18 protein-coding genes are annotated in these 14280 nt (G+C 38.9%); 6 read left to right on the top strand and 12 right to left on the bottom strand.

All coding sequences use genetic code 11. The annotated features are described in order from the left end of the window. Nucleotides 1-47: 47 nt before the first annotated feature. The 4 genes from argA to AC1M9N_RS05090 form a co-directional block, all read right to left on the bottom strand. On the bottom strand, nucleotides 48-1400 hold the full coding sequence (argA, locus tag AC1M9N_RS05105) for an amino-acid N-acetyltransferase (protein ID WP_481609691.1): 1353 nt from the start codon (nucleotides 1398-1400) through the stop codon (nucleotides 48-50). A 150-nt stretch (nucleotides 1401-1550) separates the two neighbouring features. Continuing rightward, nucleotides 1551-1928, bottom strand: a complete 378-nt coding sequence (locus tag AC1M9N_RS05100; protein WP_481954360.1) for an RcnB family protein — start codon at nucleotides 1926-1928, stop codon at nucleotides 1551-1553. Nucleotides 1929-2107: 179 nt separating this feature from the next. Next, on the bottom strand, nucleotides 2108-2506 hold the full coding sequence (locus AC1M9N_RS05095) for an RcnB family protein (protein ID WP_092766593.1): 399 nt from the start codon (nucleotides 2504-2506) through the stop codon (nucleotides 2108-2110). Nucleotides 2507-2786: 280 nt separating this feature from the next. Next, nucleotides 2787-2942 (bottom strand): hypothetical protein, encoded by a 156-nt coding sequence (locus tag AC1M9N_RS05090; protein ID WP_171076739.1) that lies wholly within the window; start codon nucleotides 2940-2942, stop codon nucleotides 2787-2789. A gap of 220 nt (nucleotides 2943-3162) precedes the next feature. Here AC1M9N_RS05090 and dapB point away from each other — a divergent pair, with 220 nt between their 5' ends. Both dapB and AC1M9N_RS05080 read left to right on the top strand, forming a co-directional pair. After that, a complete protein-coding gene (gene dapB, locus AC1M9N_RS05085; RefSeq protein ID WP_035264896.1) occupies nucleotides 3163-3984 on the top strand; it encodes a 4-hydroxy-tetrahydrodipicolinate reductase in 822 nt (273 codons plus the stop codon). A gap of 55 nt (nucleotides 3985-4039) precedes the next feature. Beyond that, on the top strand, nucleotides 4040-4690 hold the full coding sequence (locus tag AC1M9N_RS05080; protein WP_481612781.1) for an START domain-containing protein: 651 nt from the start codon (nucleotides 4040-4042) through the stop codon (nucleotides 4688-4690). An 18-nt stretch (nucleotides 4691-4708) separates the two neighbouring features. On the opposite strand, the gene AC1M9N_RS05075 is transcribed toward AC1M9N_RS05080, so the two are convergent. Beyond that, on the bottom strand, nucleotides 4709-5119 hold the full coding sequence (locus AC1M9N_RS05075; protein ID WP_481954359.1) for a hypothetical protein: 411 nt from the start codon (nucleotides 5117-5119) through the stop codon (nucleotides 4709-4711). A 94-nt stretch (nucleotides 5120-5213) separates the two neighbouring features. Between AC1M9N_RS05075 and AC1M9N_RS05070 the strand changes: the two genes are divergently transcribed. Continuing rightward, nucleotides 5214-6656 carry an aminotransferase-like domain-containing protein gene (locus AC1M9N_RS05070; RefSeq protein ID WP_481954358.1) on the top strand — a complete coding sequence of 481 codons (1443 nt, stop codon included), beginning with the start codon at nucleotides 5214-5216 and terminating at the stop codon, nucleotides 6654-6656. Nucleotides 6657-6661: 5 nt separating this feature from the next. Here AC1M9N_RS05070 and AC1M9N_RS05065 read toward each other — a convergent pair whose 3' ends face one another. The 7 genes from AC1M9N_RS05065 to AC1M9N_RS05035 all read right to left on the bottom strand — a co-directional run bounded on the left by AC1M9N_RS05065 (nucleotide 6662) and on the right by AC1M9N_RS05035 (nucleotide 10804). Then, the gene (locus tag AC1M9N_RS05065; protein WP_481608685.1) at nucleotides 6662-7231 is read right to left on the bottom strand and encodes a DNA-3-methyladenine glycosylase I; all 570 of its coding nucleotides are present in this window, start codon (nucleotides 7229-7231) and stop codon (nucleotides 6662-6664) included. Nucleotides 7232-7249: 18 nt separating this feature from the next. Then, entirely contained in the window at nucleotides 7250-7495 is a 246-nt protein-coding gene (locus tag AC1M9N_RS05060; protein WP_035264881.1) for a hypothetical protein, read from the bottom strand. Nucleotides 7496-7524: 29 nt separating this feature from the next. After that, nucleotides 7525-8049 (bottom strand): M23 family metallopeptidase, encoded by a 525-nt coding sequence (locus AC1M9N_RS05055; RefSeq protein WP_035264946.1) that lies wholly within the window; start codon nucleotides 8047-8049, stop codon nucleotides 7525-7527. A 59-nt stretch (nucleotides 8050-8108) separates the two neighbouring features. Further along, nucleotides 8109-9140 carry an A/G-specific adenine glycosylase gene (mutY, locus tag AC1M9N_RS05050; RefSeq protein ID WP_416224315.1) on the bottom strand — a complete coding sequence of 344 codons (1032 nt, stop codon included), beginning with the start codon at nucleotides 9138-9140 and terminating at the stop codon, nucleotides 8109-8111. Nucleotides 9141-9246: 106 nt separating this feature from the next. Next, nucleotides 9247-9615, bottom strand: a complete 369-nt coding sequence (locus tag AC1M9N_RS05045; protein ID WP_265596980.1) for an HIT family protein — start codon at nucleotides 9613-9615, stop codon at nucleotides 9247-9249. A 62-nt stretch (nucleotides 9616-9677) separates the two neighbouring features. Then, a complete protein-coding gene (locus AC1M9N_RS05040) occupies nucleotides 9678-10415 on the bottom strand; it encodes a dienelactone hydrolase family protein (protein ID WP_092766589.1) in 738 nt (245 codons plus the stop codon). A 230-nt stretch (nucleotides 10416-10645) separates the two neighbouring features. After that, nucleotides 10646-10804: a DUF1328 domain-containing protein gene (locus AC1M9N_RS05035; RefSeq protein WP_035264869.1), complete on the bottom strand. Its 159-nt coding sequence runs from the start codon at nucleotides 10802-10804 to the stop codon at nucleotides 10646-10648. A 190-nt stretch (nucleotides 10805-10994) separates the two neighbouring features. Here AC1M9N_RS05035 and AC1M9N_RS05030 point away from each other — a divergent pair, with 190 nt between their 5' ends. The 3 genes from AC1M9N_RS05030 (at nucleotide 10995) to AC1M9N_RS05020 (ending at nucleotide 14119) form a co-directional block, all read left to right on the top strand. Beyond that, a complete protein-coding gene (locus AC1M9N_RS05030; protein ID WP_481591991.1) occupies nucleotides 10995-11447 on the top strand; it encodes a YcgN family cysteine cluster protein in 453 nt (150 codons plus the stop codon). Nucleotides 11448-11557: 110 nt separating this feature from the next. Beyond that, entirely contained in the window at nucleotides 11558-12742 is a 1185-nt protein-coding gene (locus AC1M9N_RS05025) for a PQQ-dependent sugar dehydrogenase (protein WP_481954357.1), read from the top strand. Nucleotides 12743-12844: 102 nt separating this feature from the next. Further along, nucleotides 12845-14119: a replication-associated recombination protein A gene (locus AC1M9N_RS05020; RefSeq protein WP_481954356.1), complete on the top strand. Its 1275-nt coding sequence runs from the start codon at nucleotides 12845-12847 to the stop codon at nucleotides 14117-14119. Nucleotides 14120-14280: the final 161 nt, after the last annotated feature.

The following is a 14280-nucleotide window of genomic DNA, read 5'->3' as shown; positions in this document are numbered from 1 at the left end:
TAAAAGAAAGATAAAGCAGTTCATAAGGGTGCAATAAAAAAGCCACTTTAGAGTGGCTTTTTACAAACAATTGAGTTTCTTTGGAAATTATAAAGTGCCTGACGCGCTTGTGGTAAGTCATCCACCGATGCTTTGACAAACCCTTGTTCCAAAAACCAATGTGCGGTTCGTGTCGTAAGAATAAATAACTGTTGGATATTAGACTTTTTTGCTTTCTCTTCTAAATAGTGCAAGATTTGGCTACCACGATTTGATTTGCGGTAACTTGGATGTACTGCCACACAGGCTATTTCTGCAGAACGAATTTCATTTGATTCAGTTGGTATTGGATATAATGCTGCACAAGCCAGAACCATACCGTCACGTTCAATCACAGCGAAATGATCAATTTCATTTTCCAAGCGTTCTCTAGAGCGGTATACCAAAATGCCTTCTTGTTCTAATGGCCGTAATAAACTGATTAATCCACCGACATCCTGAATCGTCGCTGTGCGGACTTCTTCATAATGTGCATCGGTGATCATCGTGCCATGCCCATCACGAGTAAATAATTCTTCGATTAATGCACCATCATGTTCATATGACAATAAATGTACGCGGTTAACGCCATTTAAAGAGGCTTCCTTGGCATTTTGTAAATGCAATGCCAATTCATAATTTTGCTCTAAAGCAACGTCAATATGTTGATCTAGCTGATGCGGGGTCACTTCGCGCAACAACTGCTGTGGGCTTTGCATTAAACCTTGTTCGGAACCGAGAAAAATGAGTTTATCGGCACCGAGTTGGATAGCTGTTTTGGTCGCCACTTCTTCAGCAAGCAAGTTATAAACTTCACCAGTGGTTGAATAACCTGAGGGGCCAAGCAATACAATATTGTGATTGTCCAAATGCTTTTGAATCGCATCTGCATCGACTGAACGCACTTCACCGGTAAGTTGATAATCGATGCCGTTACGAATGCCATAAGGTTTAGCTGTTATAAAATTACCAGATACCACATCAATGCGAGCACCATACATGGGTGAGTTTGCAAGTCCCATAGACAATAAGGCTTCGATTTGTAAACGGATTGAACCTACGGCAGACATGACCGCACTTAATGAATCACGTGTTGTTACTCTACGATGATTATGAAAAGGGCTATCTAAATTCTTCTCAGCAAGATTTGCACTGATTTGTGGTCTTGCTCCATGAACCAGAATGAGTCGAATGCCGAGAGAATGTAAAAGGGCAATATCATGAATAATATGTTGAAAATTTGGTGATTGAACTGCTTCGCCGCCAAACATTAAAACGAAGGTTTTATTACGATGGGCGTTGATATACGGCGCTGAGTTTCGGAACCAATGCACATATTGCTGTGTCATATTTTGAGTTGTATCTATTGAGTCCGATTGCATGCATGTACCGATAGAAGCGGGAAGTGGTCATCAGATTCTAAACAAAAAAATGATTTTCCACACCTGCATTAAAATAAAGACATAAAAAAGCCCAAACTGAGTTTGGGCTGAGTGCAGGGAAGATCAATTTGAGAAGATCTAGGAATAAGCTTATCCGATGATACGCACGATGCGATCTGTACGCTCATTCACTAAGACATAGTCTCCATTAATTTTGTACCACTGCTGGTTACGCGCCGCTTTAGGTAGATTCTTCGCTTGACGATCACTTAACTCAAATTTTGAAGAGTTGAATTGACGTGGTAACAGTTGACCTACTCGCCATTGACGGCTTGGATTTACATTTTGGAAGCCACGATTTTGTTCATAGCGGTCATGTTGATATTTCCCAGGCTGACCTTTATTCCAATGCGCTGGTGGTGGAGTTGGTTTTGAATAGTGACGACCATCGTCATGTGGACCAGCCATCGCAGATGTTGCCAATAAACCACTCATTGCTAATGTAAGTACTGATACTAACTTTTTCATGTGGGATACCTCTAACTTTGTTATTTATCCGATATCGCTAAAGTACAAAATGATTTGAGATAAACCGTGGAGAGATATAGTCAATTTGTGAAATGTATGAAGAAGTGATGAAGATGAATGATTAGGATTGAACTCAACAAAAAACCCGACATGAAGTCGGGTCGATTTAAACGCCAAAATTAATCTTGCTGGATTTTCAAAATGCTATTGCTGTTTGAATCCACCAGAATAAAGTCATTATTCACTTTGTACCATTGTTGGTTTTTACCAGGTTTTGGTAGGTTATGATCTTTATATTCGGTTTTATAACTATTGCCACGATAGTGTTGAGGCATGACGTAGCCAGTTTGCCATTTATGTTGACGTAAACGTTTTACGCCACGCTCTTCTCTGTTTTTACGACGATCTTGGAACTCTTGATCTGATGAAGCATCATATTGAGTACGTTTCTCAAATCCTTTACCACGTTCACGTGAACCTTTATCTTGGTAGTCATCAGAGTAAGGAGCAGCATTGGCAATATTTGCTGTAAATATTGCACTTAAAGATAATGTCAAAACTGTCATAATCTTTTTCATATTCCGCCCTCGTTGACCTTATAAATTGGGGTTCACACTAATGTACTGAAAAAATGCAGAGAAACTGTGAAGATAGAATGTAATTTAGATTAAAAATAACGAGATAATAAGAACATATTTTAATAGGAATGAAAATAGAAACCGATGCTTTAGCTGAGCAATCAATGCTTTGAGCAATTTTAAATTTTGAATCCTAATATGATTTTTAAATTGTAAATATTTTAATAACACAGAAGATGATTTTCTTTTAAATAAGAAAAATCATCTGATCCGTTTCATCTCAGTGCCACTGATTATGATATTCCTGCAATTGTTGAATAGCTTCGATAATGATCCACGCAGTTTCGGCATGATCTAAACCTTGAACTAATGAAGCATCCAACTGTAACTGTTCGATCGTTTGGATCGTTGATAATTTTCGAGCTTGGTCTGCCATATTATTTCCTTATAAAAGTGTTGAATTTCATGGCATTGATCATAGTTAAAATTTATAAATATAAAAAACCGAATATTTTTCTCAATTTAATCTGATTATTCGATTAATGTTTGAATCAAATGCTTAGAAGACAGCATAATTTTTTATATCGATAAACTTAGCGTATGTATAGACTTTTGTTATAGTAAGAACAATTTTAAAGCAACACTAGGAATAGGTTATGTCTGTCGCTCCGCGTATTGGGATTTTAGGTGCTGGTGGCCGTATGGGTCGTACATTGATTCAAGCAGTTCAAGATGCTGGTTATCAATTAGCAGCAGCGGTAGAGCGTCCAGGCAGTAGCCTTATTGGCGCGGATGCAGGCGAATTAGCGGGTATTGGTACACTTGGTGTGAAAGTCGTGGGTGATATCCAAGATGTTTTAAATGATTGCGATGTATTTATTGATTTTACTGCACCAGTTGCAACTGAACAGCATTTGAAACTGTGCCGTGAGGCTGGTGTTGCATTAGTGATCGGTACGACGGGAATGAACGATGAGCAAAAAGCATTTTTAGATGAAAGTGCAACGATTGCTCCTGTAGTGTACGCAGCAAACTACTCCGTAGGCGTGAATGTATCCATTAAACTTTTAGAATTAGCATCTAAAGTCTTTGGTGACAGTGTCGATATTGAAGTGATCGAAGCACATCATCGTCATAAAGTTGATGCGCCATCAGGTACTGCTTTAATGATGGGTGAGGCGATTGCTGATGCATTAGGTCGTGATTTGAAGCAAGATGCTGTGTATCACCGTGAAGGACATACTGGTCCTCGTGAACGTCAAAGTATTGGTTTCCAAACCATTCGTGGTGGCGATATTGTGGGTGAACATACGGTAATGTTTATTGGTGAAGGTGAACGTGTAGAAATCACACATAAAGCCACGAATCGCATGAATTTTGCTGCAGGTGCAGTACGTGCCGCTGCTTGGGTTGTAGGTAAAGCACCGAAAAAATATGACATGAAAGACGTTTTAGGCTTCAACGATATCAAAGTTTAAGTTTAAAAATACTGCGTGATCATCTAAATAATAATGTTAAATATGAAGAATAAAAATGAAGAAAATTTCTATGATCTGCTTGCTTGTCAGTGCCATTGGCCTGACAAGCCAAGTTCAAGCCAATGAAGCCTCTCGACTCACCATTAACAAAAACAATATTAAAGTGTGGACGATGCAAAATCCTGATCATCCTGTGTTGTCCTATCGTGCTGAAACAGTAGTGGATGCTTCACTCGAAAGAGCAGTTGCAATAGTTTTGGATGTGGAAAATGCAAAATCATGGGTACCCAATGTCGGTTCAGCACAGGTGATTTCTCAAGATTTGAAGCAAGGGGAATTTAAACTCTACATGGTGTTAGATTTTCCATTTCCTTTGAAAGATCGAGATCTGATTGTGCAAGGGAAAATGTATAAGGATTCAAAAGGTATTGTTCATATTAAGAATAAAGCTTCGCAAACGGGTAAATCGAAGAATCCTCAGTATATTCGGCTGCAACACTATGTTGGAGACTGGAGCTTTGAACAGATTGGACCGAATAAGGTGAAGGTCAGCACTTCAGGATATGCGGATCCAGAAGGTGCAATTCCACAAAGTGTGACCAATATGTTTGTACAACAGCAGCCTTATCAAATGTTGCAAAAAATGAAAACTGAATTAGCAAAATCTCAATCTGTGCAGATATCGTTACCAGATATTTTGAAATAATGACTTTAGATCAGGCATTTAATCATTTTTCAAAGTGTAAGCTGTAAATTGCTTTAACTCTGCTGCTTGAGGCAAATGAAAACTCAAAATTGGTTGCTTTGTCTTAGATGCCTGATCCAATAGAAAAACTTGGTAGGTCTGTTTTTTGGAATCATCACATTGAAAATTTAAATTTTTTTGTGTGGGGCTATTGAGCTTGACTGCATGATCAGAAGACACGGTGTAAAGGTAAATTTTCTGCTGCTCTGGAGATTCAATATTTTTCGTAAAACGATAATGGCTGTTGTGTGTCACTTTCAAGAAGCCATCAATTAATGATGTACAAATAAATTTTTGCTCAAGTGCAACTTGATCGATCGCATGCTTTGGTTGGCAAGCTGTCAAAAGTGTTACCAAGGGTAATATCAAATATAATTTATCGTTGTTCATGTGGCCTCCTGTGTTTTTTTAGCTGTAAGACCATCATAAATTTGCTAGGTTTATAGATACAGATACACACATTTTATAAAAATGAGCACAGTTCATGTTCCAGTATCAAATCTTAGCCAAACATATTAAACAGAAAATTCTGAGTGGAGAACTGTGTTCAGGACAGAAGCTCATTTCCCTTCGACAATTTTCAGCATTACATGCCGTCAGTTTAAATACAGCAAAAAATTGTTATGCAATATTGGAATCGGAAGGGCTCATCACTGTTAAAAATAAATCAGGTTATTTTGTACAACATTTGAAATCCAAAAATGATCCACCAGTATTGCCTTATCATCGTGAATTTGAAGCTGAAGCAAAGGATATCAGTAACTTAGATTTGCAAATTGAAATACAGGAGTCTTCAATCAATAACCGATCAATTCATTTAGGTGCAGTACAAATCTCTCCAAATCACGTGCCTGTAGATGCAATCCGAAAGTCAATTCAACGTGCTTTAAAACACAGTCAACCAGAAGATTTCCTTTACAGTAATCGACAAGGGCATTTGAGATTGAGACAAGCTTTATCAGACCATTGGGCTGAAGATGGTTTTTATATCAATCCAGACGAGATTTATATCACCAATGGCTGTATGGCTGCGTTATCACTCGTGGTTCAGCTCTTGACCAAGGAAGGGGATGGCATTGTGATTCCAACCCCAAATTTTAATGGTCAATTACAGTTGTTAGGGACACTGAAACGCAAGTTGATTGAGATACCTGCAAATGTGGATGGTTTTGATTTAGAACGCTTAGAAAGAGCAATGCAGCACCCCGATACCAAAGCCTGTCTATTGACTGTGAATTATCAAAATCCACTAGGATTTGAGCTTTCAAATCATGATAAACAGAAAATTGTGCAATTGGCTGAACAATATCAATGTTATGTGATTGAAGATGATATTTATGCTGAATGTAGTTTTAATTTACAGCGACCTTTACCGATCAAACATTGGGATGAAGCAGGCTATGTCATTTTATGCAGTTCAATATCAAAATCATTGTCGAGCGCATATCGAGTAGGTTGGTTTTGTTTACCGCCGAGGCTTAAATATTTGCATCGTCAAATTGTCATTCAAAATGTCAGTGTGAATACACCTTTGCAATTGGCTTTGGCTGACCTGATGTATAGTAGAGCCTATCGTGAGCATCTACTCCGATTAAAACCAAAATTAAATCATCAAGTTGATGCATATCGAAAAACGATATTAAACGCTTTTCACGGGATCGACATTGGGTTAAGTCAGCCGGATGGTGGTTATGTTTTATGGCTGCAATTGCCGACACATATTGATGGTTTAGAACTCTATTATGCTGCACGTCAACATGGTATTAACATTGTTCCCGGTGATGTTTTTGGAGAAGAACGCCGTTATAAAAATTATATTCGCTTAAATGCAGGGCATGAACTAACTCATGAAATTCATGACTCCATCGTGTTTTTAGCGGATTGGGTGAAACAAAAAATGAGGTCATCATCCCAAGCACCTTCTTAAAAAGATTATGGCGCTAAACTAAGCTTTTTAAAGCAGTGATTTTCATGATCATCAATCATTCCTACCGCTTGCAGATAAGAATAGATAATGGTTGGACCCACGAATTTAAAACCATTCTTTTTTAGAGTTTTAGACAGTTGCAGGCTTAATTCGCTTTGTGTTGGTGCTAAGCGATAGTCTGGCACAGAATGAACTTTGGGTTGATGCCCTACAAAACTCCATAGCCATTTGACCATATCAGGCATGATTTGGCGCATATTCAACCATGCTCGAGCATTATCTCGAATCGCCTTTAGTTTACCTAAATGACGAATTATGCCCGGATCTTGTGCTATTTCGATTAAATGTTCATCTGTAAAAGTCGCAATTTCTTCAATGGTGTATTGAAAGAAATGATGTCGATATCGCTCGCGTTTTTTTAAAACAATAATCCAAGCGAGTCCTGCTTGCTGACCTTCTAAACAGAGCATTTCAAATAAGGTGTGTTCATCATATAAAGGAACACCCCATTCTTGATCGTGATAATCAATATAAATCTGCTCATCGGAGCACCAGCTACAGCGTTGAATCGTCATGCGAATGCTCCGAAGTGATCAAATGGTAAAAGCAACCCACTGATCGTTTTGATTGTCCCAAAAGAACAACTCTGCTTGTTCTAAATCCGAAAAATTAATCCAGAAATCTTTACCTGCTTTATCTGCAAAACCAGTGCTAATCAACAGAGCTTCTTCGGTAATTTCCATAATCCAGCCCTGATGGCTTTGTCCATTTAAGACAATACGTTGTTGATTGCCAGATTCTGCAAATTCAACTAGACGATTAATCAAGGCTTCTGACATGAAAACTTCCTAAAAATAAAAACTTTAATTTAACGTAAATAAGGGTATGGATTGACAGGGCCTCGACCGCGACCATCTAAGTAAATTCCATAATGTAAATGAGGGGCAGTATGTCGAGCATTACCCGTATTGCCGACATAACCAATATGGTCACCTCGTCGCACGAAGTCACCCTCATTGAGACCTTTTTTATGCTGATCTAAATGCGCATAATAATGCCAAGAACCAGCGGGTCCTAAAATCCAAATGACTTTCCCACCCAGCTTATTATCGCGCATACTGCGAACAATTCCATCAGTTGCACTATAAACTTTTGTACCACGAGCCGCCAAGATATCAATGCCTTCATGTGTTCGACCGTGACTTCGTGATGCACCCCAAGTGTCTGTCAGTTGTCTCGCTTTTACACCTTGTACTGGGATAGGTAATTTTCGATCCAAAGGAAGCATATGTAAGCGAGCAACGAGGGTTGGATCAAGCGGCGTTTGTTTTGGAGGTTGGCTACTGCAGGCGACAAGTAAAATAGCTACACTTAGGATGATGTAATGTCGCAAATACTTAGTCACTCGAACTCCTTGATATGATACAGCCACACTTATTTGAATCGACTATGTCACAAATTCACGGCTGAGATCAATTTTTTCATCGCAGTTGGAATGCCCATTTCTGTTACAACTTGTGGAGCGAGCCATTCACCTCCTAATTCTGTTTGGAGGTATTCCATCTGGTCGAGATCAACATGGAAAATATGTGCATTCAGTAACCAGGTAAAGTGGGTGAAACTGTGTGAAATTTGAGTTGGTAATTGATTACTCACCAAACCATATTGCTGAGTCAATTGACTAAATTCTGAAGTTTCATCAATGATGGGTAAGGTCCATAAACCACCCCATAAGCCTGAATGCGGACGTTGTTGCCATAACCATGTATTTTCAGTACTTCGCAGTAATAAAACATCCGCAGTTTTTATAGGCACTGCTTTTTTTGGCTTTTTAAAGGGTAACTCTTGTGTCAGACCCTGCTTTAAAGCTTGGCATTCTGACTGCATTGGACAGTACAGGCAAAGTGGTTTTTTAGGAGTACAAATTGTTGCACCCAAATCCATAATGGCTTGCGTGTAATCATGGTTGCGTTGTTCAGGACAGAGTTGCTCGGCTAATTCCCACATTGCACGTTCATGGACAGGCTTTGATAAATCATCTTCAATGGCAAAGAAACGTGCTAAAACACGCTTAACATTTCCATCCATTATCACGCCGTATTTGCGTAATCCAAGTGACATCAATGCACCAGCAGTTGATCTACCTATTCCTGGCAGTGCCATCCAAGCTTCTAAAGTCTCTGGAAAATGTCCATTTTGACTTACGATTGTGGCTGCTTTATGCAGGTTGCGAGCACGCGCATAATAGCCTAGACCTGCCCAGTAAGGAGCAACTTCATCCCAAGTAGCACGACCTAAATCGGTGACCGTCGGAAAGCGCTCAATAAAACGATCATAGTATTTCAGAACAGTTTTCACTTGGGTTTGCTGCAACATAATTTCAGAGACCCAAACTTTGTAAGGATCATCTGCGACTTGCCATGGCAGGTCATGTCGACCATGTACATCAAACCAATCCAGTAACGCAGTTGAAAAAGAAAACATGAAAATACCATTAATACAATCTGTGCTCAGTATAACCAATCTAGGCAAAGACCTTTTAAAAAAGCATGAAAAAAGGCGCATATTGCGCCTTTTTGTAAAATCAACATTACTCTTGAATAATGCCCCAACGACTATCTAATTTAAGCGGTTGGTTTTTGTAACGAGGAATAATATGGATGTGTAAATGTTCCGACTCTTCATCGCCAAAAACTTTGCCATCATTAAAAGCGATATGAAAGCCTTCCGGATGATGACGGATTTTTAACTCGTTACGTGCCAGTTCTAACAATGACTGTAAACTTTTACGCTCTTTATCGGTAATTTCAAAAAAAGAACTCACATGACGTAAAGGAATAATAACGGAATGTCCTTTAGTCAACGGCTGCTGTTCTGGCAAAATCACACCGAATTCATTTTTATCAATCACATCATATTCATCGTGATTGCAATAAGTACATTGTTCACTCATCCTTATATTCCTCTTATATTTTATCTTCTTTCTTCAATAATCTTAGCGCTAATAAACTTTGAAAGTAATTAATCTAAGTGACGCGACAGTAACTCATACATCGCAGCTAAGCTTTTTTCCTCAGCTTCAGCGTTATAACCGAGATCTACATCATTGGCTTTTGCCCGTTCATCAGCTTGTGGATTGCTAAAACCATGTTTTGCATCCTCAAAGATAATGACCTCATGTGGCACCTGAGCTGCAAACATTTCTTCTTTAAATTGTGCCACATCATCTAGCGTGACCATGCTATCTAGCTCACCATGCAAAACCAGAATTTCAGCTTTTACTTGACCTTGTTGAGCAGGTGTTTGCGCAGATAAATTAGCATGGAAGGTAGCAACTGCTTTTAAGTTCGCACCAGAGCGAGCAAGATCTAAAACAACTTTTCCGCCGTAACAAAAACCAATCGCAGCTAATCGAGTTGCGTCAACTTCAGGCTGTGCAGATAAAGTGTCTAACGCAGCTGTAGCGCGTTGTACAATTGTTTCAGGCTGTGCGAAAGTTTGCATCATCCACTCATTTGCTTGAGAAGCTTCAGTGGTTACCTTTTTGTCGCCGTACATATCAATGGCAAAAGCAGCATATCCTTGTTCTGCAAGTTCTCGAGCACGTTGTTCTGTATATTCATTACGACCCCACCACTCTGGGGCTACAATAATACCCGCAGCTCCTGAAGAGTTTTCAGGTGCGGCAAAATAACCAATCAATTGTGTACCATCTGCCGCTTTATACTGAATTTCTCTTGTTTGAATTGCTGAAGTCATTATTGAAAGTCCTTTCGTTTATGAAAATCAGCAAAGATTAAAGCATAAATGTTTTCCGAAGTGATGAATTTGCAATAAGAAAGTAAAATCAAATGTGAGAATTTATGAAAGATTGGAATATATAAAACGCGTATCAATGAACAGATAAAAAAGAAATAAAAAAAGAAGAAGGAGTACCTTCTTCTTTTCATCAATCTTGTGTTTTCAATTTAATCTAGTGATTTAGAACACTAGACTTTGCCTCTTGAGATAAAGCCTACAATTGCGAGAATCACTGCAATCACAAGTAAGATAATTGCGAAATCTTTAGATAAGCCTGCTACACCACCAAACCCTAGCAAACTTGCTATCAATGCAATCACTGCAAAAATAATCGCCCAACGGAACATTTTGATTCTCCATAAATTTTTATTAATGTTCATTCAGTATAAGAAAATAAACTGAGCAAAATGTATACAAAGGGTATTTTAACGTAGAGTATTGATATTCTTTAGTTAATCAACTGTAACTGAGATTGGTGAAATTTTATGAGAATTATTAGTGATATACTGACTCAAATTTTTGATATTTAGCTGAATCATGAGCACATCTTTACGCCCTGAATTTTGGAAACATTATTCACTGTTTGAAATGAACCAAGCAGAATGGGAGGCACTGTGTGATGGTTGTGGTATGTGTTGTTTGGTTAAATTAGAAGATGATGAAACCGAAGAAATCGCATATACCAAAGTGGCGTGCAAACTTCTAGATTGTCAGACGGGGCATTGTTCAGATTATGAAAATCGTCAGGTGCATGTACCTGACTGTATTCAGTTAACGCCTGAAAAATTACAACAAATACGATGGCTACCTTCGAGTTGTGCATATCGACGTATTAATGAAGGTAAAAAGCTACCGAATTGGCATCACTTGGTGACAGGCAATAAACAAAGTGTGATTAGTGCTCGAAAATCTGTAGCAGGTCGTTGTATATCTGAACAGCTTGTTAATGAAAATGAAATAGATGAATACATCGTGCGGTGGGTACGCTAGTACATTCAATTGCGAGACTGCACATATTTTGTAATATAAAAACACTTTTAAAATGATCATTGTCGTTTAATCCTTGAGACTGATATTCAAGGATTTAAAAAGGGAAAGGCATGTTAAAAGCTGCAAAACTGATTTGGATTGTTGGTTTGAGCGGAATCATAATGGCGTGTCATGCCAATCAAAATAAAGCCACTGAAGCACAGAATCCGCAGGAATCAACAGTCAAAAACGAAAATTCAAAAGCTCAAGAACAACGATATCAAGTTGAAAAAATTGCTCTATTTAATGAACCATGGGCGATTGCAACTTTACCAAATGGGCAACTGTTAATTACAGAAAAGTCAGGCATACTTAAGTTGTTTGACCCACAATCAAAACTTAGTTTTAACGTGGCTGGTGTGCCTCAAGTTGCTTATGGCGGACAAGGTGGGTTAGGTGATGTTTCGATTCATCCTAATTTCAATAATAACGCTTGGTTATATCTCAGTTATGCCGAAGAAAAAAATGGATTATTTGGTGCAGTGGTAATCCGAGCGAAATTGGATTTATCGAATATCGAAGCACCGAAACTGACGGATGTCGAACGCATATGGGAGCAAGTCCCTAAAGTGTCGGGTCAGGGGCATTATGCACATCGTATAGTGTTTGACCAGCAAGCGAATTTATGGATTAGTTCAGGGGAACGGCAGAAGTTTCAGCCTGCACAAGATATGCAGTCTAATCTAGGTAAAATTGTATATTTGTATGATGATGGTCGTGCTCAAGAATCTAATCCATTTGCCAAACAAGGTGGTGTCTCAGCGCAGATTTGGAGTTTAGGTCATCGTAATCCTTTAGGTATGGCATTCGATCATCAAAATCGTTTGTGGGTGGCAGAAATGGGCCCTAAAGGTGGTGATGAGTTCAATCTTATTGAAAAAGGTAAGAATTATGGCTATCCAATTGTATCTAATGGTGATCACTATGATGGGAAACAGATTCCGAATCATGAAACGCGACCTGAATTTATAGCCCCTAAACTTGATTGGTCTCCAGTGATTTCACCCTCGAGTCTGATTTTTTATAAATCTAACTATTTTCCACAATGGAAGAACAAAGCCTTAATCGGTGGATTATCATCGAAAGCCATTATTGTGGTAGATCCACAATCTGAACCTGTACGAGAAATTCAGCGCTTGGATATGGGGGTTCGAGTACGAGACTTGCATGAAGCGAAGGATGGCACAATTTGGGGAATAGAAGATGGACCGCAAGCTTATTTATTCAAATTAAAAGCAAAACTCGAATCTGAGTAAAATGAAAAATGTTGAATAGTGATGGTTGTTTTGACTATTAATATTGGAATTTGACTATTACATAGTAGACTAGTCAACAGCACTTTGAGATCTATAAAAAATATGTCCGATACACAAATTCCGCTACCTGAACGCTTACGTCCACGTGATTTGTCTGAGATTATCGGACAAGATCATTTGCTTGGTGAAGACGCACCTTTACGTCAAATGATTGACCAAGGACATTTACCTTCGATTATTTTTTGGGGGCCTCCAGGCGTCGGCAAGACCACCATTGCGCTTTTGTTAGCTCAAGCTGTAGATCGTACTTTTATTAGCTTGTCTGCACTCAACACTGGTGTTAAAGAGCTTCGAGAAATCATTGGGGAAAGTGGTGATCTCATTGTGCCAGTGGTTTTTATTGATGAAATTCATCGCTTTAATAAATCTCAACAAGATGCCTTACTGAGCGCAGTAGAAAAAGGCAAGATTACTCTGGTTGGTGCAACCACAGAAAATCCTTCTTTTGAAGTCAATAATGCTTTGTTGTCGCGCTGTCAGGTGTATACGCTGAATGCATTATCTGAGCATGATATTCAACATTTAATTGAACGTGCACTCAAGCAAGACCAATTTCTGAAAGACCGTCATATTCACATCGAAGAATATGATGCATTAATTCAATTTGCCGCAGGTGATGCTCGTAAAGCACTCAATTTATTGGATCTCATTGCGAGCACATTTGAAGCAGATGTTGAAAATATTGTCACCAATGCCATCGTGGTGAAAGTAGGTCAACAAAATATTGCGCGATATGACAAATCTGGTGAGCAGCACTATGATTTAGTCTCAGCTTTCATTAAATCAATTCGTGGAAGTGATCCTGACGCTGCACTATATTGGATGGCGAGAATGTTAAAGGGGGGAGAAGATCCCGTCTTTATTGCACGTCGGATGTTGATTGCCGCTTCGGAAGATATTGGAAATTCTAATCCTAATGCATTGCTATTGGCTGGGGAGTGTTTTAGATCCGTTCAAGCGGTTGGAATGCCAGAATGCCGTATTATTTTAGGCCAATGTGCAGTGTATTTGGCTACAAGCGCGAAAAGTAACAGCACTTACTTAGCAATCAATAAAGCATTAGAGTTGGCTGAACGTACGTCAAATCTTCCAGTTCCATTACATTTAAGAAATGCTCCGACCAAGTTAATGAAAGAGCAGGGATATGGTGTAGATTATTTATATCCACATCACTATCCAGAACATTTCGTGTTGCAGGATTATATGCCTCCAGAGCTGAAAGGTACCAAATTGTACGAATCAGCTCGTAATAAGCGTGAAGTCGAAGCAGAGCGTTTACAGCAGCGACGTTGGCAGCAAGAGCAGCAACAACAATAAAAAAAGCCCAGTTCTATGGGAAGCTGGGCGAAAAGCGATTCATCTGGTCGGCAACTACAGTCTCTCTCTTGAGCCACCAACTCCTGTAGTTGCCTGGTATAAAAATATATTAGTTGAACTTAGTAATATTGTAAAAACGATCATTTTAATAAATAACATTA

It is taken from the genome of Acinetobacter sp. ANC_7655, assembly GCF_056784015.1.
Note: the sequence above shows the minus strand (reverse complement) of the source record. Positions and strands in the feature narration are given on the sequence as shown.

Coding starts and splice junctions, on each gene's coding strand:
- argA (WP_481609691.1), bottom strand. CDS start 1,400: ATGCAATCGGACTCAATAGATACAACTCAAAATATGACACAGCAATAT.
- AC1M9N_RS05100 (WP_481954360.1), bottom strand. CDS start 1,928: ATGAAAAAGTTAGTATCAGTACTTACATTAGCAATGAGTGGTTTATTG.
- AC1M9N_RS05095 (WP_092766593.1), bottom strand. CDS start 2,506: ATGAAAAAGATTATGACAGTTTTGACATTATCTTTAAGTGCAATATTT.
- AC1M9N_RS05090 (WP_171076739.1), bottom strand. CDS start 2,942: ATGGCAGACCAAGCTCGAAAATTATCAACGATCCAAACGATCGAACAG.
- dapB (WP_035264896.1), top strand. CDS start 3,163: ATGTCTGTCGCTCCGCGTATTGGGATTTTAGGTGCTGGTGGCCGTATG.
- AC1M9N_RS05080 (WP_481612781.1), top strand. CDS start 4,040: ATGAAGAAAATTTCTATGATCTGCTTGCTTGTCAGTGCCATTGGCCTG.
- AC1M9N_RS05075 (WP_481954359.1), bottom strand. CDS start 5,119: ATGAACAACGATAAATTATATTTGATATTACCCTTGGTAACACTTTTG.
- AC1M9N_RS05070 (WP_481954358.1), top strand. CDS start 5,214: ATGTTCCAGTATCAAATCTTAGCCAAACATATTAAACAGAAAATTCTG.
- AC1M9N_RS05065 (WP_481608685.1), bottom strand. CDS start 7,231: ATGACGATTCAACGCTGTAGCTGGTGCTCCGATGAGCAGATTTATATT.
- AC1M9N_RS05060 (WP_035264881.1), bottom strand. CDS start 7,495: ATGTCAGAAGCCTTGATTAATCGTCTAGTTGAATTTGCAGAATCTGGC.
- mutY (WP_416224315.1), bottom strand. CDS start 9,140: ATGTTTTCTTTTTCAACTGCGTTACTGGATTGGTTTGATGTACATGGT.
- AC1M9N_RS05040 (WP_092766589.1), bottom strand. CDS start 10,415: ATGACTTCAGCAATTCAAACAAGAGAAATTCAGTATAAAGCGGCAGAT.
- AC1M9N_RS05035 (WP_035264869.1), bottom strand. CDS start 10,804: ATGTTCCGTTGGGCGATTATTTTTGCAGTGATTGCATTGATAGCAAGT.
- AC1M9N_RS05030 (WP_481591991.1), top strand. CDS start 10,995: ATGAGCACATCTTTACGCCCTGAATTTTGGAAACATTATTCACTGTTT.
- AC1M9N_RS05025 (WP_481954357.1), top strand. CDS start 11,558: ATGTTAAAAGCTGCAAAACTGATTTGGATTGTTGGTTTGAGCGGAATC.
- AC1M9N_RS05020 (WP_481954356.1), top strand. CDS start 12,845: ATGTCCGATACACAAATTCCGCTACCTGAACGCTTACGTCCACGTGAT.